Below are 21,462 nucleotides of genomic sequence, written 5' to 3'. Positions count from 1 at the left end.
GCTACGACGGGTGGAACTACCCGGAATGGGGACGTCCTTGAGGCTTCTCCCGCACGAGTTGGCGGGAAGGATGTTTGGCACGTCCACAAAGCGGGGAGCACCGCACCGTTGCGGTGGCGTTCTTCGCTGCTGTTTCAGCTACTGCTGCTGACTGACAGACCAGGCAAAACGAAACGAAGGCTCTTCCGCGAAAGGCAGGCGAGAGGTGGCAGCCGGCTAGAAGCAGTGCAGCTACGTCAGCGGCGGGAAGAGCGGGTGCTACTGCACGGTCGACTTCGATCCATTGCAGCCCCACCTCCTCCGGCCGGTCCCTCGTAAGGGAGTGTCGTCGGCGTCGGGGCTTGACCGCGACGCTGAAGCGTGCTGCCCCGAACCACCGCGCAAGAGTATCAGCCGACTGAAGTGTCAAGGCGTTGCTTTGCCTGGTGCTGACGAGTTCTATGCTCGCCGCATGGTTGATGTTCTTCCTCTGGTCGAGGCCCGGTTGCGTTCCGCGCTGGGCGAACCGGACGCCCGCGCCGCGGTCACCTTCCTCGGCACCGACCGCGTCGAGGTACTGCGTTTCCGCGAGGGCGACATCGTCCGCTACGCCACCCTCGGCATGTCGGCGCAGCCCATGGCGGACCCCACCGCGATGCTCGCCGACCCCGTCAAGGGGCCGCGCGCCGAACTGGTCCTGTCCGTCCGCGCGGGCGTGGCCGAGACCGACAAGGTGCTCCGCCCGCTGGCCGTGCTCGGCGCTTCCCCGCAGGTCGAGGGCGTGATCGTGGCACCCGGCGCCTCGCTCGACGTCGGTGAACCCCTGTGGCCGGGCGCCCCGTTCACCTCCGTACTGGTCGCCGAACCCGGCGGTCTGGTCGAGGACCTCGAACTCGACGAGCCGATGGACCCCGTCCACTTCCTGCCGGTGCTCCCCATGACACCGAACGAGGCCGCCTGGAAGCGGGTGCACGGCGCGCAGGCCCTCCAGGAGCGCTGGCTGGCGAACGGGACGGATCTCAGGGATCCGTCCCGCGCCACCGTCCCGCTGACGTGAGCAAGCTCACCAACCGTCAGCCGGAATCGGTCAGTTGGCGAACACGGTGATTCCGTCCCCGGTGGCGTGCCGGGGCTGTCGCTCCGCCGCCTCCAGGGTGAGCGCCCTGCGCCGTACGACGACCACGGCCGCGCCGAGGAGCGCGGAGAGGGCCGCCACCACGAACGGGACGTGGACGTCGGTCCACTCCTCGATCTTCGGCGCGAAGAAGGGCGCGGCCGCGGCGGCGAACCAGCGCACGAAGTTGTAGCCGGCGCTCGCCACGGGCCGCGGGGCGTCCGACACGCCGAGTGCCAGCTCGGTGTAGACGGTGTTGTTCACACCGATGAAGGCGCCGGACAGGACGGTGCAGACGACGGCGGTGGTGTGGTCGCCGTAGCCGAGGACCAGGACGTCGGCCGCGAGCAGCACCAGTGAGCCGCCGAGTACCCTCAGCGAGCCGAACCGCCGTTGCAGCCGCGGCGCCACGAGCACCGAGAAGACCGCGAGCAGCACACCCCAGCCGAAGAAGACGGCCCCCGACCGGTAAGGGCTCATGTCCAGCACGAACGGGGTGAAGGCCAGCACCGTGAAGAACGTGTAGTTGTAGAAGAACGACGAGACCGCGGCCGAGGCCAGGCCGCCGTGGCCGAGCGCGCGGACGGGGTCCAGCAGTCCGGTCCTCCGCGCCGGCCTCGGCTGTTCCTTCAGGAACGCGGTGATGCAGAGGAAGCCGACGGCCATCAGGAAGGCCGTGCCGAAGAACGGGTAGCGCCAGTTCGCGTCGCCGAGCACGGCGCCCAGCAGCGGACCGCACGCCATGCCCAGCCCCAGGGCGGACTCGTAGAGCAGGATCGCCGCCGCGCTGCCGCCCGCCGCCGCGCCGACGATGACGGCCAGGGCGGTGGAGACGAAGAGGGCGTTGCCCAGACCCCAGCCGGCCCGGAAGCCGACCAGTTCGGCGACCGAGCCCGAGGTGCCGGCGAGGCCCGCGAAGACCACGACCAGGGCGAGGCCGAGCAGCAGGGTGCGGCGGCCGCCGATCCGGCTGGAGACGAAGCCGGTGACCAGCATCGCCACGGCCGTGATCAGGAAGTACGAGGTGAAGAGCAGGGAGACCTGGCTCGCCGAGGCGTCCAGGCCCTGCGCGATCGACGGCAGGATCGGGTCGACCAGGCCGATGCCCATGAAGGCGACGACCGAGGCGCCGGCCGTCGCCCATACGGCCTTGGGCTGTCGCAGCAGACCGCCGGTTCCCGCGTCGAAGGGGTCCATGGTGACTCCGATCCCGGATCGAGATGGTTGGTGTTTGCATATAGTAAGTTAGCTCTGCTAATTAATGCAACATACATCTATTTTGGTGGTGGGGCGGGCGTGAGGCCGTGTGCGGGGCCGTGTGCCGGGGGCCGGTTCCGCCCGGACGGGTGATCGTCCTTGACGTGACGCGGATGGGGTAGGACCGTGGAGCCCTATGAGGGGCGAACCCAGTTGCCCGAAGTGTGGTGGCCGGGTCAGGGCTCCCGGACTCTTCGCCGATTCCTGGCAGTGTGATGTCCATGGCACGGTGCATCCGCTGCAGCCCGTGATCCCGCCCAGCGTCGAGGCCCTCAGCGTCGTCGTGCATCGCACCCAGGTCCCGGTGTGGATGCCATGGCCGCTGCCGGTCGGCTGGCTGTTCACGGGTGTGGTGAGCGCGGGGGACGACCGCAGCGGCGGGCGGGCCACGGCCGTCGCCTGTACCGGACCCGGCCCGCTCGGCGGCATGGGTGAGCTGATCCTGGTGGCCGAGGAGCTCGGCGTCGGACTCGGCGCGCGGTACGCGGGCGTCGACGGACCCGACCCCGGGCCCTATATGAACGTCGAGAAGCCGCCCCAGGCCAAGGTCCTGGCGGCGGGGCGGCCGACCCCGCTGTGGCATGTCACCGGGGCGCCCGCCGACCGGGCCGTCTTCGCCGGGGAGGCCCGCGGGCTGTGGCTCTGGGCCGTGGTCTGGCCGGAGCAGTCCGGACTCCTGATGTACGACGAACTGGTGCTGACGGATCTGCGCGACGCGGGCGCGGAGGTCGACCTGGTGCCGTGCGGGGCGTTGTCGCCCCGGCTGCTGGAACCGTAGCGAGGAGTTGCCGCCCCGGTGTGGGGCCCCGATCCTGTGGGGCCCGGCGGAGTCGCGGGCCCCCGATCCTGCGGCGCCCGCCCAAGCCGTAGGGCTCGCTCACGGCTGTCGCACAGCCGGTTCGTAAGAACCGAACCCGGGTTTCGGGTGTGACAGCACCTGTCCGTCCAGGCGCTATCCTTGCCGTGTCCCCGTTTCCGTCCGACCCGTTGGAGTCCGCGTGCGCATCGATCTGCACACCCACTCCACCGCCTCCGACGGTACGGACACTCCCGCCGAGCTGGTGCGCAACGCCGCCGCTGCCGGGCTCGACGTCGTGGCACTCACCGACCACGACACCACCCGTGGACACGCCGAGGCCGTCGCCGCGCTGCCCGAGGGGCTCACGCTGGTGACCGGCGCCGAGCTGTCCTGCCGTCTCGACGGCGTCAGCATGCACATGCTGGCCTACCTCTTCGACCCCGAGGAGCCTGAGCTGCTCGCCGAGCGGGAGCTCGTCCGGGACGACCGGGTGCCGCGCGCCCAAGGCATGATCGCCAGGCTGAACGAGCTGGGCGTGCCCGTGACCTGGGAACAGGTGGCGCGGATCGCCGGTGACGGTTCCGTCGGGCGGCCCCATGTGGCCTCCGCGCTGGTCGAGCTCGGGGTGGTGCCGACCGTGGGCGACGCCTTCACCGAGGACTGGCTGGCCGACGGCGGACGGGCCTTCGTGGAGAAGCACGAGACGGACCCCTTCGAAGCGATCCGGCTGATCAAGGGCGCGGGCGGAGTCGCGGTGTTCGCACACCCCGCCGCCGTCAAGCGCGGCCGGACCGTGCCGGAGTCGGCGATCGCCAAACTGGCGGAGGCCGGTCTCGACGGCATCGAGGTCGACCACATGGACCACGACCCGGAGACCCGGGCGCGGCTGCGCGGCCTCGGCGCCGACCTCGGCCTGCTGACGACCGGCTCCAGCGACTACCACGGCAGCCGCAAGACCTGTCTGCTCGGCGAGTACACCACCGACCCCGAGGTCTACGGCGAGATCACCCGACGCGCCACCGGGGCGTTCCCGGTGCCGGGGACCGGCGGAGCCTGAGCCCTCGCTCCGCTCCCCTCCGTACGCCCGCTTCTCTTCGCAAGGCCCCTTCACCGATGTTCGACGCTGCCGTTTTCGGCTCCCTGTTCCTGACCCTCTTCGTCATCATGGATCCCCCCGGGATCACCCCGATCTTCCTCGCGCTGACCTCGGGCCGCCCGGCCAAGGTGCAGAAGCGCATGGCCTTCCAGGCCGTCTGTGTGGCGGGCGGTGTGATCACCGTCTTCGGGCTGCTCGGCCACCAGATCCTCGACTACCTGCATGTGTCGGTGCCCGCGCTGATGATCGCGGGCGGACTGCTGCTCCTGCTCATCGCGCTCGACCTGCTCACCGGCAAGACGGACGAGCCGAAGCAGACCAAGGACGTCAACGTCGCCCTGGTGCCGCTGGGCATGCCGCTGCTGGCCGGTCCCGGCGCGATCGTGTCCGTCATCCTGGCCGTGCAGAAGGCCGACAGCGCGGCCATGCAGGTCTCGGTGTGGGCGGCGATCCTCGCCATCCATGTCGTGCTCTGGCTGGTGATGCGGTACTCGCTGCTGATCATCAGGGTCATCAAGGACGGCGGTGTGGTGCTGGTGACCCGGCTCGCGGGCATGATGCTCTCCGCCATCGCCGTGCAGCAGATCATCAACGGCGTCACCCAGGTCATCCAGTCCTCCTGAACGCCCCGGGACAGCACGCAGGGCCCTCTCCGGCACGCTGCCGGAGGGGGCCCTGAAGTCTCGGGAGACCCGCGTCGGTGTTACGAGGCCGTGGTGTCGGCCGGGCGGATCCACAGTCGCTGCCCGATGGCTGCGGCCTGTTGCACGATCCGGTTGACGGAGGCGGCGTCCACGACGGTGGTGTCCACGGTGGTTCCGTCGACCTCGTCGAGTCGCATGATCTCGAAGCGCATACGGCTTCTCCCTTCGTCTGGTCATCCTCCTGAGGAGAACTACTGGTCGGTGGCGCGCGGATCGTCGGAGTCCCGCCCGCCATAGGTATTCAACGGCATGCTTGTTACGAACATTCCCTACGCTAAAGAAATTTTTCGAACGACTAACTACTGACCGGTAAGCGGTCTGTGAGGGACCGAACGGGACCGGTTGGATCCGCTGCGTGACCGCCGGGACAATGGAGGCGATGAACGACGACCTCGCGGCGCTCGGCGCCCGCATCGACCACACCAACGAGTTGCTCCAGCGCATGCTCGCCGAGGTGGCCAAGACACCCTCGACCCATGCGATCTTCGTCGACGCGGGCTATCTGTACGCCGCGGCGGGCCGGCTCGTCGCCGGGACCGAGGACCGGCGGGCCTTCGACCTCGACGCGGAGGGGCTGATCGAAGCCCTCATCGACCGCGCCCGGACGATCTTCGCGGACAGCCGGCTGCTGCGCGTCTACTGGTACGACGGCGCCCGGCGCCGTATCCACACCGCCGAACAGCAGTCCATCGCCGAGCTGCCGGACGTCAAGGTGCGGCTCGGCAACCTCAACGCCAACAACCAGCAGAAGGGCGTCGACTCCCTGATCCGCAGCGACCTGGAGTCACTCGCCCGGCACCGCGCCATCAGCGACGCCGCCCTCCTCGGCGGCGACGAGGACCTGGTCTCGGCGGTGGAGGCGGCCCAGGGCTACGGGGCCCGGGTCCACCTGTGGGGCATCGAGGCGCCCGAGGCGCGCAACCAGGCCGAGCCGCTGCTCTGGGAGGTCGACAGCCAGCGCACCCTGGACCTCGACTTCATCAAGCCCTACGTCTCCCGCCGCACGACCGCCGCGCACGACACGGCGGCGGTCCGCCCGACCCGCGAGAACGTCCGCTTCGTGGGCGCCCAGATCGCCGCCAAGTGGCTGGCGGCGCGGGGCCGGGAGTCGCTGGTCGACCTGCTCCACGGGCACCCCTATCTGCCGGGCTCGGTCGACCAGGACCTGCTCGTCGAGGCGGAGGGGCTGCTCCAGTACTCCCTGCGCGGACAGGCGGACCTGCGACGATCCCTGCGCGACGGGTTCTGGGAGCACCTGCGGACCCAGTACTAGGGTCTGCCTTCACCCGTCCGGCCGGCGCTAGCCGTTCGCCCGGGCGTCCCAGAAGTCGGCCAGCGCCTCGGCCATGGGCAGCGGCCGTTCGGCGTTGGGGGAGTGCTCGGCGCCCGGGACGACCGTACGCCGGGCCCGGAGCCGTACGGCCATCTCGTCCAGGAGCCCCACCGGCCAGGTGTCGTCCCGCTCGCCCGACAGGACGTGGAACGGCAGCGCGGTGGCGGCCAGTTCGGCGATCCGGTCCGGCTCGGTGCACAACTGGGTTCCGGTGGCAGTCAGTTGGGCGGGCTTGTTGCCGAGCCAGCGGCGCCGCAGGTGGTCCATGCCGCCGATGCCGCGGGCCGGCCCGCCGACCTCCTCCGGGGGACCCAGGGCCAGGATCGCGTCCCACACCTCGGGCATCGTCATCACGGCGAGCGCGGCCCGGAGCAGTTTCACCCGTTGCCGCTGGGAGTCGGAGATTCGCGCCGGGCCCGACGCCACGAGCGTCAGGGACCGGAAGGGCGCGGTGTCGAGGAGGACGGCGGCACGGGCGATCTGGCCGCCGAGGGAATGCCCCACGAGATGGACCCGGCTGCCGAGGGCCGTCGCCTGCGCGATGACGTCCCGAGCCAACTCGCCCTGGGCGTAGGCCGATTCGTCGTCCGGCGGCCCGTCCGACTCGTACTGTCCGCGCCCGTCGACGGCGACCGTGCGGTACCCGCGCGCGGTGAGCGGTGCGTGCAGGAGCGTGAAGTCCTCCTTGCTGCCGGTGAATCCGGGCAGCAGCACGGCGACACCGCGTGGCTCGACGCCCTCCGGCACGGCACAGTCCACGACGGCGAACTCCCCGCGCGCGGTGCGCAACGCGTAGGCGCGCGCGCCGGAGGGCGGGGTGAGGGAGGCGGCGGGGCTCGTCACGGGGTGAGGGTAGCGGGAGCGCGGGGCGGACGGATTTCGCGGGGTGGGGGGTCAGCCGTCGCGGACGGTGCCGGGCGTGAACGCCGAACGGCCCGGTCCCACTCGACGTGGGACCGGGCCGTTCGGTACGGGGGATCAGCTCTCCGTGGGCTCCGCGGCCACCGCGGTCTTGCGGGGGCGGCGGGTCCGGGGCTTGGCCTCGGTCGCCTCGGCGGTGTCGGCCGCGGTGTCCACCGCGGCCTGGGCCGTCTTCCGGGTCCGGCGACGCGGGGCCGTCGGCTCCTCCCCGGCCTGGGCCGGGATCTCGGCCGACTCGGCCACCTTGCGCGTACGGCGAGCCTTGGGCGCTTCCTCGGCGACCGCTTCCGGGGCGGCCGTGGTGGCCTTGCGGGTGCGGCGCGCGGCGGGCTTGGCCTCGACGGCCTCCGCCGTGTCGAGCGCGGCCTCGGCGCTCACCGCGGCCTTGCGGGTACGGCGCGGCTTGGCCTCCGCCTCCGGGGCGGCCACGGCTGCCTTGCGGGTGCGGCGCACCGCGGGCTTGGCCTCGGCGGCCTCGGCGGTGTCGACCGCGACCTCGGCCGTCGCCTTGCGGGTACGGCGCGGCTTGACCTCGGTGACCTCCGCCGTGGCCTGGGCCGGGATGCCGGCGGGCTCGACGGTGGCCGTGGCGGCCTTGCGGGTACGACGGGTGGCGGGCTTGGCCTCGACGGCCTCGGCCGTGTCGAGCGCGGCCTCGGCGGTCGCCGCGGCCTTGCGGGTCCGGCGAGCCTTGGGCGCTTCCTCGGCGGCCGTCTCCGGGGCGGCCGTGGTGGCCTTGCGGGTGCGGCGCGCGGCGGGCTTGGCCTCGGCGGTGTCGACCGCGACCTCGGCCGTCGCCTTGCGGGTACGACGGGTGGCGGGCTTGGCCTCGACGGCCTCCGCCGTGTCGAGCACGGCCTCGGCGGCCGGCTCGACCGCCTTGCGGGTACGGCGACGCGGCCTGGTGACCACGGCCTCGGACTCCGCGGCCGCGGCCTCGGCGACGACGGCCTGCGGGGCCTCCACGACCGGCTGCGTCGCTTCCACGACCGGCTGCGGGCTCTCGACGACCGGCTGCGGGGTCTCGACGACCGTCGCCTCCGCCGGGACCACCGTGGCCGCCGCGGGCTTGCGGGTACGGCGGCGGCGCGGCTTCGCCGGTGCCTCGGTGAGCGCCTCAGCGATCGGCTCGGTGCTCGCCTCGGCCGTGTCGACGGCGGCCTGCGCGGACTCCGTCACCGCGGGCGTGGCCGCCACCGACTCCGGCGCCGCTCCACCGCGGGTGCGGCGACGGCGACGCGGGGTACGGGTGCCGGCGGCCTCCTCGGCGATCGGCGTCGCCTCGGGCGCGTCCGTGCCGGCCGGCGCCGCGGCACCGTCCAGGGTGGCTCCGCCACGGGTACGGCGCCGGTTGCGCGGGCTGCGTGCCGAGCGCTCGCGCTCTCCGGAACGGGACTCGTCCCGGCCGTCGCCGCGATCACCCCGGCCACCGCGCCCGCGTCCACCGCGGCCGCCCGTCTCGCCGAGGTCCTCGAGCTCCTCCGCGTCGAGCCCGGCGCGCGTGCGCTCCGAGCGCGGCAGCACACCCTTGGTGCCCGCGGGGATCTTCAGCTCCTCGAAGAGGTGCGGGGAGGTGGAGTACGTCTCCACCGGGTCGTTGAACTTGAGGTCCAGCGCCTTGTTGATCAGCTGCCAGCGCGGGATGTCGTCCCAGTCGACGAGGGTGATCGCCGTACCCGAGGCGCCCGCGCGGCCGGTACGGCCGATGCGGTGCAGGTACGTCTTCTCCTCTTCCGGCGACTGGTAGTTGATGACGTGCGTCACGCCCTCGACGTCGATGCCGCGGGCGGCGACGTCGGTGCAGACGAGGACGTCCACCTTGCCGTTGCGGAAGGCCCGCAGCGCCTGCTCACGGGCGCCCTGCCCCAGGTCGCCGTGGACCGCGCCGGAGGCGAAGCCACGCTGCTTGAGCTGGTCGGCGAGGTCGGCGGCGGTGCGCTTGGTGCGGCAGAAGACCATGGCCAGTCCCCGGCCGTCGGCCTGCAGTATGCGCGCGACCAGTTCGGGCTTGTCCATGTTGTGCGCGCGGTACACGTGCTGCGAGATGTTCGCGACCGTCGCACCCTCGTCGTCCGGCGCGGTGGCGCGGATGTGGGTGGGCTGCGACATGTAACGGCGCGCGAGACCGATGACCGCGCCCGGCATGGTCGCCGAGAACAGCATGGTCTGGCGGCGGGCCGGAAGCATGTTGATGATCTTCTCGACGTCGGGCAGGAAGCCCAGGTCGAGCATCTCGTCGGCCTCGTCGAGGACGAGCGCCCTGACGTGCTTGAGGTTGAGCTTCTTCTGGCCCGCGAGGTCCAGCAGCCGGCCCGGGGTGCCGACGATGACGTCGACGCCCTTCTTCAGGGCCTCGACCTGGGGCTCGTAGGCCCGCCCGCCGTAGATGGCGAGTACGCGGACGTTACGCACCTTGCCGGCGGTCAGCAGGTCGTTGGTGACCTGGGTGCACAGCTCGCGGGTGGGGACGACGACGAGCGCCTGCGGGGCGTCGGTCAGGTCCTCGGGCTTGGCGCGCCCGGCCTCGACGTCGGCGGGAACGGTGACGCGCTCCAGGAGCGGGAGGCCGAAACCCAGCGTCTTGCCGGTGCCGGTCTTGGCCTGGCCGATGACGTCGGTGCCCGAGAGGGCGACGGGGAGCGTCATCTCCTGGATGGGGAAGGGGGTGACGATGCCGACGGCCTCAAGCGCCTCGGCGGTCTCGGGGAGGATTCCGAGCTCTCGGAAGGTGGTAGTCAGGGTGCTGCCTCTTCTGTGTACGCGGTGCGAGGCGAGCGAGGGGGTCTTGGACGGACCGTGCCGGGGACGTCGGCTGCCTTACGGGCAAGCCGTAGGGCACGGGACCACTGCCGACGCTCTAGCGCTCGTACCGCTGAGGGTGTCCCCCCGGGAATCCGTACGCACAGTGCCGTACGGACGAGGGGCTGTCGGGTCGGAGCCGATCGGGCCACCGACCGGGCATCCTCATACACGCGGCCCGTCGAGATTCCGTCGAACAGCGTCGACGTACTCAGCAGGCGCATTACCACCATACCCCGGAATCGCGCACATGCGATGGCCGATTTGGTCACGTAGTCGTTGTCACACTGATTGACCAGGGACTTCCCCCCTGCGGAGAGCGGGCTATTGTGCGCTCCATGACCACCTCTGACAAGCCTGAGCCGGCCGCGGACAGCGCGGAAGCCCCTGTCGAGCACACCGGGGTCGCCGCCCAGGACTGGGCGACCGCCTCGGCCGATCCGCAGTACCGCGCCGCGGTCGTCGACCTGATCGGCGCACTGGCGTACGGGGAGCTCGCCGCGTTCGAGCGGCTCGCGGAGGACGCCAAGCTCGCGCCGACCCTGGCGGACAAGGCGGAGCTGGCGAAGATGGCGTCGGCGGAGTTCCACCACTTCGAGCAGTTGCGTGACCGGCTGACGTCGATCGGTGAGGAGCCGACGCTCGCGATGGAGCCGTTCGTCGCCGCGCTGGACGGGTTCCACAAGCAGACGGCGCCGTCCGACTGGCTGGAGGGGCTCGTCAAGGCGTACGTCGGCGACTCGATCGCCAGCGACTTCTACCGCGAGGTCGCGGCGCGCCTCGACTCGGACACGCGGGAGCTGGTCCTGGCCGTGCTGGACGACACGGGGCACGCCGGGTTCGCCGTGGAGAAGGTCCGCGCCGCCATCGACGCCGACCCCCGGGTGGGCGGGCGGCTCGCGCTGTGGGCCCGGCGGTTGATGGGGGAGGCGCTGTCGCAGTCCCAGCGGGTGGTCGCCGACCGGGACGCGCTGTCGACGATGCTGGTGGGCGGTGTGGCGGACGGGTTCGACCTCGCGGAGGTCGGGCGGATGTTCTCGCGGATCACTGAGGCGCACACGAAGCGGATGGCTGCGTTGGGGTTGGCCGCGTAGCGCTCCGCTTGGGTTGTGCTGTCAGGGTGCCGGTGCGTGTTCTGGGCCGGTGCCCTGCCTTGTGTTCGGGTGCGGGTGCGGGTGCGGGTGCGTGGGAGTTTTCGCGCAGTTCCCCGCGCCCCTGATGGGGGCCTCGCGCCGGGTGTTTGGGTGCGGCTTGGTGGGGGTTTCTCGCGCAGTTCCTCGCGCCCCTGTGGTGGGTGCGGGTGCGTGGGGGCTTGTCGCGCAGTTCCTCGCGCCCCTATAGGTGGGATGCCTTGGGGCGGGTCAGGCTGTGGCGCTGCGGTTCAGGCGTCTGGTTGTGGGGCGGAGGAGGAGGGAGAGGGAGGCCGCCGAGACCGCTGCCGAACCGGCGAGGATCAGGAACAGGTTGCCCAGATCCAGTGCCGTGTGCGTGATGAAGGCGCCGAACAGCGCGCCCGCCACACCGGTCGGCAGGACCAGCGTGCGGGAGGGCAGACGGTGGGGGAAGCGGCGGGCCGCCGCCCATGCCAGAGCCAGGCCGAGGATCGCGGAGCTCAGCGCTTCCAAGAGCATGTTGGGGTCCCTCCCACACGGTCGGCCTGCCCATATCGGTCGTAGCCGGTCTTACCCCTGACCTGCGGAATCCAATCCTCCTGTGTGTGCCTCCTGTGGGCCATCCGTGAAGGAGTCCGGGTCGTGCGGCGGTCGAGGAACGACGAAGGGCCCGGCGGTTCGTGAACCGCCGGGCCCTTCCCTGTCAGCTGTCGCCTACAGCGCGCCGAAGCCCACCTTGCGCGGGGCCGGCTCACCGAGCTCGACGTACGCGAGGCGGTCGGCCGGGACGAGGACCTTGCGGCCGTGCTCGTCCACGAGGCTCAGCAGCGCCGTCTTGCCCGCGAGCGCCTCGGACACCGCCCGCTCGACGTCCTCGGCACTCTGACCGCTCTCCAGAACGATCTCGCGGGGCGCGTGCTGCACGCCGATCTTGACCTCCACGGCTATGTCCCTCCGACGGTCAGTGAAGTGCGCGACCTTCCGCGCCGTACCCCGCACACATTAGCCCGGTGAGGGGACGTTCACGCTCCGCGCAAGAACGCCAGGAGCGAACAGCGGACGGGAACAAGCTGCCGTCAGTGCTGCTGGTCGATGCCGTGCAGGGGGAAACCCGCGATACCGCGCCAGGCCAGCGAGGTCAGCAACTGCACCGCCTGGTCGCGCGGGACGCTGCGGTCGCTGTGCAGCCAGGAGCGGGCCACCACCTGGGCGAGCCCGCCCAGACCGGAGGCCAGCAGCATCGACTCGTCACGGGAGAGCCCCGTGTCCTCGGCGATGACCTCGCAGATCGCCTCGGCGCACTCGTTGGTGACCTTGTCCACGCGCTCGCGCACCGCGGGCTCGTTGGTCAGGTCCGACTCGAAGACCAGTCGGAAGGCGCCACCGTCGTCCTCGACGTAGGCGAAGTAGGCGTCCATGGTCGCGCGGACCCGCTGCTTGTTGTCGGTCGTCGACGCGAGCGCGTGCCGCACGGACTGGATCAGCGCCTCGCAGTGCTGGTCCAGCAGGGCGAGGTAGAGGTCGAGCTTGCCCGGGAAGTGCTGGTAGAGCACCGGCTTGCTGACCCCGGCCCGCTCGGCGATGTCGTCCATCGCGGCCGAGTGGTAGCCCTGCGCCACGAAGACTTCCTGCGCGGCACCCAGCAGCTGATTGCGTCGGGCACGGCGCGGCAGGCGCGTCCCTCGCGGGCGCGCCGCCTCTGTCTGCTCGATGGCTGTCACGCCGCCTCCCAAAATCGTCCACTTGCGGTGTGCGCCGCGCCGCCATCGTACTTTTCGGTAACCGTGGTGTGCGCGGTGCGAGCGCAGAATTTCACGGACCGGACGGTGGCGAAAGCCGTATGGAAGGTTTGAAAGCCGGGTGAGCCGGGCAAAAATCGGCCTCCCTCCAGCTCAGCGCTGCCCGGTGACGGCGCACGTCACCGATAGTCGTCCTCGTCCAGCGAGACGACCCGTGCCTGTTCCGCCAGGTCGGCGACGTTGGCCCGGTCCTGGTCGGCACCGTCCAGCGGATCGTCGCGGTCGGGGGTCACGGCGGCCTGCTGCTCGGCCGCGTCGGCCGCGGGCGCCTCGACGTCGAACTCCTCGGATCGCCGGCTGTCCTCGTCCTCGAAGGTCTCGGGGTCGGTGGGGTCTACGGTCATGGCGGGCTCCCTTCCTACGAACGTCCCTGGGAGAAGCAGGGGCCACAGCGGGTGCCCTCTTCTCGAGCCTAGGAGACACCCGATCCGGACGCTATGCGATGCGCGTCCGCGGGGTCACTCCGCGCGTATCCGGCCCGTGCGGCCCGGCTGTGCGCCCGGCCCCTGCTCTGGCCTGCGCGTCCGGACGGTGGGGACGGTGGGGCGTCCGGTCGGTCGGGCGAAGCCATGTGGGCGGCGCCGAGTGTGGGTGCGGGACACACGAGAAGCTTGTGACGGCGAACACATGAACCACTGCGTGATCGTCTCGTAACATTGCCCGCATGTCTTCGACCGAGCTGCCGTCCGCCGCCCCGGCGGCCAACGTACTGCCGAAGGTGGCGACCGTCAGGGTCGCCGAGGGAGAGCGGCTGAGGTCGGTCGGACTGCCGGGCATCACCCTGTCGGTGCGGTCCAGGCCGCCGGTCCGCGAGGGCCTGCCGCCCGCGCTCTTCGTCCACGGCCTCGGCGGTTCCTCGCAGAACTGGTCGGCGCTGATGCTGGAGCTGGAGACGGCCGTCGACGGCGAGGCCGTCGACCTGCCCGGCTTCGGTGACTCCCCGCCGCCGGACGACGGCGACTACTCGGTCACCGCCCACGCGCGCGCCGTCATTCGCTACCTCGACGCCTCCGGGCGCGGTCCCGTGCACCTCTTCGGCAATTCGCTCGGCGGCGCCGTCGCCACGCGCGTCGCCGCCGTACGGCCGGACCTGGTCCGTACGCTCACGCTCGTGTCGCCCGCCCTCCCCGAGATCCTGGTCCAGCGCACCGCCGTCCCCACGGCGCTGCTCGCGCTGCCCGGAATCACCGGGCTCTTCTCCCGGCTCACCAGGGGATGGTCGGCGGAACAGCGGGTCCGCGGAGTCACGGCCCTCTGCTACGGCGACCCCGAGCGGGTCTCGCCCGAAGGGTTCCGCCACGCCGTCGAGGAGATGGAGCGCCGGCTCCAACTGCCCTACTTCTGGGACGCGATGACGCGTTCCGCACGCGGTATCGTCAACGCGTACACGCTTGGTGGCCAGCACGCGCTCTGGCGCCAGGCCGAGCGGGTCCTCGCCCCGACGCTCCTCGTCTACGGCGGCAGGGACCAGCTCGTCGGCTATCGCATGGCCCAGCGGGCCGCCCGCGCCTTTCGCGGATCCCGGCTGCTGAGCCTTCCGGAGGCCGGGCACGTGGCAATGATGGAGTACCCGGACGTGGTGGCGCGGGCCTTCCGGGAGCTGCTCGCCGAGTCCGCGGGTGCTGCCGACACGGCCCCGGACGCAGGCGGGGCCGTGACCGAGACCATGAGGAGCTGAGCCGCGAGTGGGACGCCACAGCCGCCGCGGGCCCGCGCCCAAGGGGGAGCCCAAGGGCACCGCCGGACGGCGGGGGGCACCGCAGGCGGCCCCGCCCTCCGGAGGGCCGCGGGTATCCGACGGGACCCCGGCCCGCGGGGTGCCGCGCTTTCCCGACGACTCGTCAGTCCGTCCCGGGACCAGATTCCCTGACGGAGCATCCGCTCGCCCTGGGCCGCGCCTTCCTGACGGAACGCCGGCCCACGGCTTTCCCCGGCTCCCGGACGGAACGCCCGCGCACGGCTTCCCGCGCCTTCCTGACGGGACGCCCGCCCACGGTTTTCCGCGGCTTCCGGACGGCACCCCCGCGCACGGCAGCCCCCGGTTTCCCGACGGCACCCCCGCGCACGGGTTTCCGCCGGTGCGCGGCGGGCACCCCGAACAGCGTGAAACCGGCGGCGGATGGGGCGACATGAGGCGGGGACCGGCGCGGACGGGCGCCGGGATACCGCGACAGCGGCCCACGGGTGCGCGGGGCGGGCCCCGGCAGGACTACCTCGACGCGTTCGACGAGGGCGCCGACGTCTTCACCCCACGGACGAGCGCCGACCCGTATGCCCTGGTCACCGACTGGTCCGCCCCCGACGTCGGCGTGCCGGGCGGGACCGGGGCCGACCACCCCGCGCCCACCGGCGCACCCGCCCCCGGCCGCGGTTCCAAGGGGCGCGCCTTCACCGGCATCGCGGCCGCCGCGATCATCACCGTGCTCGCGGTCGTGGTCGCCGGGCAGATCACGAACCGGGGCGAGGAGGCCGACGCGCAGCCGCAGGCCGCCACCGACCAGGCACGGGACACGCGGGACTCCGCCTCGCGCGGGGACGGACGGCCCACGCCCTCCGAGTCGCCGGTGGTGCCGCTCACGTACCAGCAGAAGATGGGCCGTACCTACGCCCTGAGCGCAGACCTCGACGGGTCGGGGAAGTTCGAGGCCGTGCCGGGCGTCGACAAGGCACCCGGCAAGGGGCAGAAGTTCACCTACCGCGTCGACGTGGAGGAGGGGCTCGGCCTCGACGCCGAACTCTTCGCGCAGGCCGTGCAGAAGACGCTGAACGACGACCGGAGCTGGGCCCACGACGGCGCCCGGACCTTCGAGCGGATCCACTCCGGCGAGCCCGACTTCGTGATCACCCTGGCCAGCCCGGGGACGACCGCGGACTGGTGCGCCAAGTCCGGCCTGGACACCACTGTCGACAACGTCTCCTGCGACTCGGCCTCCACCGAGCGGGTCATGATCAACGCCTACCGGTGGGCACAGGGTTCGAAGACCTACGGCGACGAGATCCACGCCTACCGCCAGATGCTCATCAACCACGAGATCGGCCACCGGCTCGGCTTCCGCCATGTGACCTGCGACAAGGACGGCGACCTCGCCCCGGTCATGCAGCAGCAGACCAAGTTCCTGAACCACGACGGAATCACCTGCCGCGCGAATCCCTGGGCCTACCCGGGGGAGTGACGGCGGCAGCGACGGGACACGCCGGTCCGCGGGCCCCGCGCGGCCCGTGGCGGGCGCCGTCGTGGCGGAACGTGCCCGCTTGATCTCTTAGCGTCGGCGAACGCGACCCGCACCGGAAAGTTACGACCGTTCACCCCTTCTGGTGGCGCGATGGACAACCGTCCGTCGCGCCACCGCCTTGTCCGCATACGTTCGTCCCGCTGCGAGCCGCCGGGTCAACGGCGGCTCCCCTTAAGGGAGATCGGGGGTGCACACGTGCGCATCGGACTGCTTACGGAGGGTGGCTATCCGTATGTGAGCGGTGACGCCAGGCTCTGGTGCGACCGGCTCGTGCGCGGGCTCGGGCAGCACGAATTCGACGTCTACGCGCTCAGCAGCAGCGAGCGCCAGGAGGACGAGGGCTGGATCCCGCTGCCGCCGCAGGTCAGGCGGGTGCGTACGGCGCCGCTCTGGAGCGCCGACGACGACCTCGGCGGCGGCCGGCTCAAGGGCCTGGTCGGCCGGGTCGTCACGGGTGACGGATGGGCGCGCGGCCGCCACGCGCGCCGGCGGTTCACGGAGTACTACGGAGCGCTGGCGGCGGTCGTGTGCTCCGGAGCCGACGGAGAACGCGCCGCGGACGGGTCGGCCGACATGGCGGACCGTTTCGGCAACGCGCTGTACGGGCTCGCCGAACTCGCCCGCGACGAGGGCGGCCTGGCCGCAGCACTCCGCTCCGAGACCGCCGTACGGGCGCTGGAGCGCGCCTGCCGTGCGCCGGGCGCCCTCCGCGCGGCCCGCGAGGCACGCGTCCCCGAACTGCTCACGGTCGCCGCGTCCCTGGAGCGCGCCCTGCGCCCCCTCTCCCTCGACTGGTACGAGGAGGACGGACTGGGCTCGGTCGACCTCTGCCACGCCGCCTCCGGCGGACCGGCGGCGCTGCCCGGACTCCTCGCCCACCACTTCTTCGGCGTCCCCCTGGTCGTCACCGAGTACGGCGTACGGCTGCGCACGCACTACCTCGCCGCCTCCGACGCCCCGCCCGCCGTACGCGCCCTGCTCGCGGCCTTCCACGGCCGACTCGCCGCGGAGATCTACGGCCGGGCCGAGATCGTCACCGCCGGCAACGCGCACGCCCGCCGCTGGCAGGAGCACTGCGGGGCCGACCGCGCCAAGCAGCGCACCGTCCACCCCGGCATGGACGCCGCCCGCTTCACGGAGGTCGGCGAGGCCCCGGAGAGCGCCGACCCGGACACCGTCGTCTGGGTCGGCCGCGTCGAGCCCGCCAAGGACCTGGTGTCGCTGCTCCACGCGTTCGCCGAGATCCGCAAGGAGGAGCCGAAGACCCGGCTGCGTGTCGTCGGCTGCCCCGTCGGCGCCGAGGGCGAGGCGTACCTCGGCCACTGCAAGGCGCTGGCCGCGCAACTGTTCCCCGACGAGGCGGACGGTCCGCACGCCGTCGGCGACAACCCCGTCTCCTTCGAGGAGCCCGGCGGTCCGGAGCTGCCGACACCGGCCGAAGCGTACGGCTCGGGCGCCGTCACCGTGCTGTCCAGCGTGGTGGAGGGCTTCCCGCTCAGCCTCGTCGAGGCCATGCTCTGCGGTCGCGCGACGGTCTCCACCGACGTCGGCGCGGTGGTGGAGGTCATCGGCGGCACCGGACTCGTCGTGCCCCCGCGCAATCCGCGGGCGCTCGCCGAGGCGTGCGTGGCGCTGCTGCGCGACCCCGAGCGCCGGGAGCGCCTGGGCGCCGCCGCACGCGCGCGTGCCCTGGAACTCTTCACCGTCGAGCAGAACGTGACGGCATTTCACGGCATTTACCTGGAGGTCGTCGCGCGCTGCCCGGTCCGCCGGGTGGTCCTCGACGAGGCCGGCGACCCCCTGCCGTTCGCCTTCCCCGCCGAAGCCCATCTCCCCGGCCGCTGGACCGGCCCGGCCGCGCGGCTCGTCGCCCGCGGCGGCCCCGCCTGGCCACCGGGGCCGCCCGTACGGGCCACCTCGCGCGTGACTCCGGAGGGAGCGCTGTGAGCGGCCTCGGTGAACTGGACCGCCCCGGGACACCGGCCGGCCCCGGAGCGCGGGGGGCACGGTCCGAGGACCGGCGCGCGGTCGACCCGGAGGAGCCGGCTGCAGGCCCTGCCAGGACGGAGCGGGAGCGCGCTGCTTCCGACATGGACCGGGTCGCGGCGGAGCCTGGATACGGTGCGGATCCCACGGGGTTGGCGGCGGCGTTCGGGTCGTTCGGGTCGGTCGGTTCGGTGGAGTCGGTCGGGTCGTTCGGGTCGGTGGGGGAGCCGGACGCTGTGGCTGTGCCGGAGACGGCGGTCCCCGTGCAGTCGGCCGTCCCGGCGTCGACGGCAGGCGCGTCGACGACAGGCGCGCCGACAGTCGCGGAGCCGGTCGAGCGGCGCCGCAGTCCCGTCCGCCCCCGGACCGCGGCCGACCCCGTGAAGGCGCTGATGCACCGGCATCGGGAGCTGTGCGAACGGGCCGTGGACGCCCTGGAGATCGCCGCCGGCCTGGAGGCGCACGGCGTCACCGACCGCACCGCGGCCCGCTTCCGCCACCGGGACGTCTTCTCCCTCGCCGAGGAGATGTACGCGCGCGTGCCCCGCGACGGCGACGCCCCGGCACGCACCGCGGTCCCGGAAGCCCCCCGGGCCCAGGCAGACCGGGCGCTGCTCGCCCTGCTCCCCGGGGTGCTGTGCGCGGCGGGCGTGACCGGGATGCGGCTCACCGACGGCCAGGCACGCCTGGCCGTGGCCGCCCTCACGACCGCCGCCGTCACCGTCGGCCTGCGCGTCGCCCTCTCCCGCGGCCCCCTGCGCATCGCGGCCCGCGCCCCACGCCCCACCGGGCTCTGGGCCTGCTGCCTGATCGCTTACGCGGCACTCGGCGACGGACTGCTCCGTGCCCTCCTCACCCCCGGCCCCGACATCCTGCCCACCCGCCACCCGGACGCTCTGTGGCCGCCGGACACCTCGGGGCTCCTCGCCCTGGCACTGGCCTGCGCCCCCGCCGCCGCGTGCGCCCACCTCTTCGCCGCCCGCGCCCGCCGCAGACTCGTCGCCAGCCGTGGCCTCGCCGAGTACACCACCTCCGTACAGCCCCTGCTGCTGGGCACGTTCGCCCTGTTCCTGGCGGCGCTCACCGCGCTCACCGCCCTGTGCGCCGCCGTCCTCGGCGAGCCGGCCGCCCACGCCCAGATCCTCACCCTGGGCGCCCTGCTGCTCCTCGCGCGCCTCCTCTCCGCCCGCCGTTTCACACACGCCCCCGCGGCGGTCCTCGCCGCCGTGACGGCGACCCAAGCCGCGGCGCTCGCCTCGGCGTTCGCGGCCCGCTTCCCCGGATGCGGCTTCCTCGCCGCCCCCGTGGAGTCGCTCGTCACCGCATGGGGGCCGGGCGCCGTCCCCGCACTCGCCTGCGGCGCGGGCGCCCTCGCCCTGCTCGTCCACTCCTCCCGCACCCTGACCCGGGCCTCGGCCCACGCCGCACCGGACGCCCCGTGCTGACGCGCCCGGCGCCCACGGGCACGTGCTCCCTCCACACGCCCGGGCCACCGCAGGACACGACCACCCCTCTGAAGGAGAACCTCACATGATCACCTCCCGACCCGAGCTCTCGGCCACGGGAGCCGCGCGATGAGAGTCCTGCTGATCGGAGCCAACGGCTACCTCGGCCGGTTCGTCGCCGACCGTCTGCTCGCCGACCCCGCCGTCCAGCTCACCGCCCTCGGCCGCGGCGACGACGCCGACGTCCGCTTCGACCTCGCGTCCGGCAGCCCCGGTGCCCTCACCCGCTTTCTCGACGCGGTCCACCCGGGCGTCGTCATCAACTGCGCCGGCGCCACCCGGGGCGGTGCCCGCGAGCTCACCCGCCACAACACCGTGGCCGTGGCCACCGTCTGCGAGGCACTGCGCCGCAGCGGCTGCGGGGCGCGCCTGGTGCAGATCGGCTGCGGCGCCGAGTACGGCCCCAGCCAGCCCGGCTCCTCCACCGCCGAGGACGCCGTGCCCCGCCCCGGCGGCCCGTACGGGGTGAGCAAGCTCGCGGCCACCGAACTCGTCCTCGGCTCCGGCCTGGACGCCGTCGTGCTGCGCGTGTTCTCGCCCGCCGGCCCCGGCACCCCGGCCGGCACCCCGCTCGGCCGGCTCGCCGAGGCGATGCGCCGCGCGATGCAGTCCGGCGACGGCGAACTCAAGCTCGGCGGACTCGGCGCCCAGCGCGACTTCGTCGACGTCCGCGACGTCGCCCGCGCCGTGCACGCGGCCTCGCTCTCCGCCGCACAGGGCGTCATCAACATCGGCTCCGGCCGCGCCGTGCGGCTGCGCGACGCCGCCGCCGTCCTCGCCCGCGTCGCCGGATACGGCGGCGCCCTCCACGAACTCGACGGACCGCCCGGCCCGCTGCGGGCCGCCATCGGCCACCCCCGTTCCGAGTCCGACCACGCCGCCCCCGCCGCGTACCCGTACCCCGACGGCTGCGGCAACTGGCAGCAGGCCGATGTGCGCACCGCCCGCGACCGGCTCGGCTGGCGCCCCCGGATCAATCTGGAGGAGTCCCTCGCCGACATCTGGATGGAGGCGGCATGCCGCATCTGACCAGCGCCGCACCGGACACCGCCGGCACCGGCCTGCGCCCCGGACTCGGCGTCCCCGGGCTCGCCCACCCGCTCGTCGCCCCGGCCGAGTGGGCCGAACTCATCCGTCCGGGCGCGCCGGTGCACTGGGCCGCCCTCGATGTCGCGGAGGGCCCCGGCAGCCGCCCCGACCCGCACTGCGCGCACGCGGCCGCCCGGCTGCGCACCGCGGGAATCCGCGTCCTCGGCCGCCTGGACGCCACCTACGGCGCCCGGCCCTTCGGCGAGGTGATCTCCGAGGCGCACCGCTACCTCGACTGGTACCAGGTCGACGGCTTCCTCCTGGACCGCTGCCCCGCGGAGCGGACCGCGCTCCCGGAGATCCGCCGGACCCTCGCCACGCTGCGCACCCTGCGCGACGACACCCACCTCGTCCTCGGCCACGGTCTGCACCCCTACCCCGGCTACGCCGAGGTCGCCGACCAACTCGTCACCTTCTCCGGCCCGTGGAGCGACTACCGCTGGTCCCAGGTCGCCGAGTGGACCGCGGACTATCCCCCCGACCGCTTCTGCCACTTCGTCCACGGCACACCCCGCGGCCACCTGGAGGAAGCACTGCGCATCGCCCGCTGGCAGGGCGCCGCCACCGTCTGGTTCACCGACCGCACGGACGGCGACGGCCGCCTCGATCCCTGGGAGACCATGCCCGGCTACTGGGACGAGATCGTCTCGCGGATCGGAACGGGTGTCTCGGAATGAAAAAGGCCATGGCACTGTTACGGGGAGAACAACCGTAGTGATGAACCGACCAACGGAGC

At 72.8% G+C, this 21,462-nt stretch carries 20 protein-coding genes; 12 read left to right on the top strand and 8 right to left on the bottom strand.

The features are described 5' to 3' along the window. Window positions 1-451 precede the first annotated feature (451 nt). The gene (locus tag ABT296_RS05275) at window positions 452-1,036 is read left to right on the top strand and encodes a suppressor of fused domain protein (RefSeq protein WP_351923391.1); all 585 of its coding nucleotides are present in this window, start codon (window positions 452-454) and stop codon (window positions 1,034-1,036) included. Window positions 1,037-1,066: 30 nt separating this feature from the next. On the opposite strand, the gene ABT296_RS05270 is transcribed toward ABT296_RS05275, so the two are convergent. Further along, window positions 1,067-2,290: an MFS transporter gene (locus ABT296_RS05270; RefSeq protein WP_351923389.1), complete on the bottom strand. Its 1,224-nt coding sequence runs from the start codon at window positions 2,288-2,290 to the stop codon at window positions 1,067-1,069. A 196-nt stretch (window positions 2,291-2,486) separates the two neighbouring features. Between ABT296_RS05270 and ABT296_RS05265 the strand changes: the two genes are divergently transcribed. The 3 genes from ABT296_RS05265 (at window position 2,487) to ABT296_RS05255 (ending at window position 4,868) form a co-directional block, all read left to right on the top strand. After that, a complete protein-coding gene (locus ABT296_RS05265) occupies window positions 2,487-3,128 on the top strand; it encodes a DUF6758 family protein (protein ID WP_351923387.1) in 642 nt (213 codons plus the stop codon). 220 nt (window positions 3,129-3,348) lie between these two features. Next, complete coding sequence (locus tag ABT296_RS05260) at window positions 3,349-4,206, top strand: PHP domain-containing protein (protein WP_351923385.1); 858 nt, start codon at window positions 3,349-3,351, stop codon at window positions 4,204-4,206. Window positions 4,207-4,262: 56 nt separating this feature from the next. Continuing rightward, window positions 4,263-4,868 carry a MarC family protein gene (locus tag ABT296_RS05255; RefSeq protein WP_351923383.1) on the top strand — a complete coding sequence of 202 codons (606 nt, stop codon included), beginning with the start codon at window positions 4,263-4,265 and terminating at the stop codon, window positions 4,866-4,868. 80 nt (window positions 4,869-4,948) lie between these two features. Here ABT296_RS05255 and ABT296_RS05250 read toward each other — a convergent pair whose 3' ends face one another. Continuing rightward, complete coding sequence (locus ABT296_RS05250; protein ID WP_018544351.1) at window positions 4,949-5,101, bottom strand: DUF8834 family protein; 153 nt, start codon at window positions 5,099-5,101, stop codon at window positions 4,949-4,951. Between the two features lie 227 nt (window positions 5,102-5,328). On the opposite strand from ABT296_RS05250, the gene ABT296_RS05245 reads away from it, so the two are divergent. Beyond that, the gene (locus ABT296_RS05245) at window positions 5,329-6,222 is read left to right on the top strand and encodes an NYN domain-containing protein (protein WP_351923380.1); all 894 of its coding nucleotides are present in this window, start codon (window positions 5,329-5,331) and stop codon (window positions 6,220-6,222) included. 27 nt (window positions 6,223-6,249) lie between these two features. On the opposite strand, the gene ABT296_RS05240 is transcribed toward ABT296_RS05245, so the two are convergent. Then, window positions 6,250-7,125, bottom strand: coding sequence for an alpha/beta fold hydrolase (locus ABT296_RS05240; RefSeq protein WP_351923378.1), 876 nt, complete (start codon window positions 7,123-7,125; stop codon window positions 6,250-6,252). Between the two features lie 135 nt (window positions 7,126-7,260). Then, window positions 7,261-9,849, bottom strand: a complete 2,589-nt coding sequence (locus ABT296_RS05235) for a DEAD/DEAH box helicase (RefSeq protein WP_351923376.1) — start codon at window positions 9,847-9,849, stop codon at window positions 7,261-7,263. A 482-nt stretch (window positions 9,850-10,331) separates the two neighbouring features. On the opposite strand from ABT296_RS05235, the gene ABT296_RS05230 reads away from it, so the two are divergent. Further along, the gene (locus ABT296_RS05230) at window positions 10,332-11,096 is read left to right on the top strand and encodes a ferritin-like fold-containing protein (protein WP_351923374.1); all 765 of its coding nucleotides are present in this window, start codon (window positions 10,332-10,334) and stop codon (window positions 11,094-11,096) included. 267 nt (window positions 11,097-11,363) lie between these two features. Here ABT296_RS05230 and ABT296_RS05225 read toward each other — a convergent pair whose 3' ends face one another. From ABT296_RS05225 to ABT296_RS05210, 4 genes are all read right to left on the bottom strand, one after another. Continuing rightward, on the bottom strand, window positions 11,364-11,633 hold the full coding sequence (locus tag ABT296_RS05225) for a hypothetical protein (protein ID WP_351923372.1): 270 nt from the start codon (window positions 11,631-11,633) through the stop codon (window positions 11,364-11,366). A 195-nt stretch (window positions 11,634-11,828) separates the two neighbouring features. Next, a complete protein-coding gene (locus ABT296_RS05220) occupies window positions 11,829-12,056 on the bottom strand; it encodes a DUF3107 domain-containing protein (protein WP_351923370.1) in 228 nt (75 codons plus the stop codon). Between the two features lie 134 nt (window positions 12,057-12,190). Beyond that, entirely contained in the window at window positions 12,191-12,835 is a 645-nt protein-coding gene (locus ABT296_RS05215) for a TetR/AcrR family transcriptional regulator (RefSeq protein WP_351923368.1), read from the bottom strand. 197 nt (window positions 12,836-13,032) lie between these two features. After that, on the bottom strand, window positions 13,033-13,257 hold the full coding sequence (locus ABT296_RS05210; RefSeq protein WP_351923366.1) for an Rv3202a family protein: 225 nt from the start codon (window positions 13,255-13,257) through the stop codon (window positions 13,033-13,035). Between the two features lie 320 nt (window positions 13,258-13,577). Here ABT296_RS05210 and ABT296_RS05205 point away from each other — a divergent pair, with 320 nt between their 5' ends. The 6 genes from ABT296_RS05205 (at window position 13,578) to ABT296_RS05180 (ending at window position 21,403) form a co-directional block, all read left to right on the top strand. After that, window positions 13,578-14,591: an alpha/beta fold hydrolase gene (locus ABT296_RS05205; RefSeq protein WP_351923364.1), complete on the top strand. Its 1,014-nt coding sequence runs from the start codon at window positions 13,578-13,580 to the stop codon at window positions 14,589-14,591. 7 nt (window positions 14,592-14,598) lie between these two features. After that, window positions 14,599-16,086 (top strand): DUF3152 domain-containing protein, encoded by a 1,488-nt coding sequence (locus tag ABT296_RS05200; protein ID WP_351923362.1) that lies wholly within the window; start codon window positions 14,599-14,601, stop codon window positions 16,084-16,086. 255 nt (window positions 16,087-16,341) lie between these two features. Further along, window positions 16,342-18,093: a DUF3492 domain-containing protein gene (locus ABT296_RS05195; RefSeq protein ID WP_351923360.1), complete on the top strand. Its 1,752-nt coding sequence runs from the start codon at window positions 16,342-16,344 to the stop codon at window positions 18,091-18,093. Window positions 18,094-18,368: 275 nt separating this feature from the next. Then, window positions 18,369-19,577 carry a hypothetical protein gene (locus ABT296_RS05190; protein ID WP_351923358.1) on the top strand — a complete coding sequence of 403 codons (1,209 nt, stop codon included), beginning with the start codon at window positions 18,369-18,371 and terminating at the stop codon, window positions 19,575-19,577. A gap of 129 nt (window positions 19,578-19,706) precedes the next feature. Then, window positions 19,707-20,666 carry an NAD-dependent epimerase/dehydratase family protein gene (locus tag ABT296_RS05185; protein ID WP_351923356.1) on the top strand — a complete coding sequence of 320 codons (960 nt, stop codon included), beginning with the start codon at window positions 19,707-19,709 and terminating at the stop codon, window positions 20,664-20,666. After that, a complete protein-coding gene (locus tag ABT296_RS05180) occupies window positions 20,654-21,403 on the top strand; it encodes a spherulation-specific family 4 protein (RefSeq protein ID WP_351923354.1) in 750 nt (249 codons plus the stop codon). Before ABT296_RS05185 ends, ABT296_RS05180 begins: the two co-directional genes overlap by 13 nt. Window positions 21,404-21,462 lie beyond the last annotated feature (59 nt).

It is taken from the genome of Streptomyces sp. NPDC000983, assembly GCF_040299205.1.
Taxonomy (GTDB): domain Bacteria; phylum Actinomycetota; class Actinomycetes; order Streptomycetales; family Streptomycetaceae; genus Streptomyces.
Note: the sequence above shows the minus strand (reverse complement) of the source record. Positions and strands in the feature narration are given on the sequence as shown.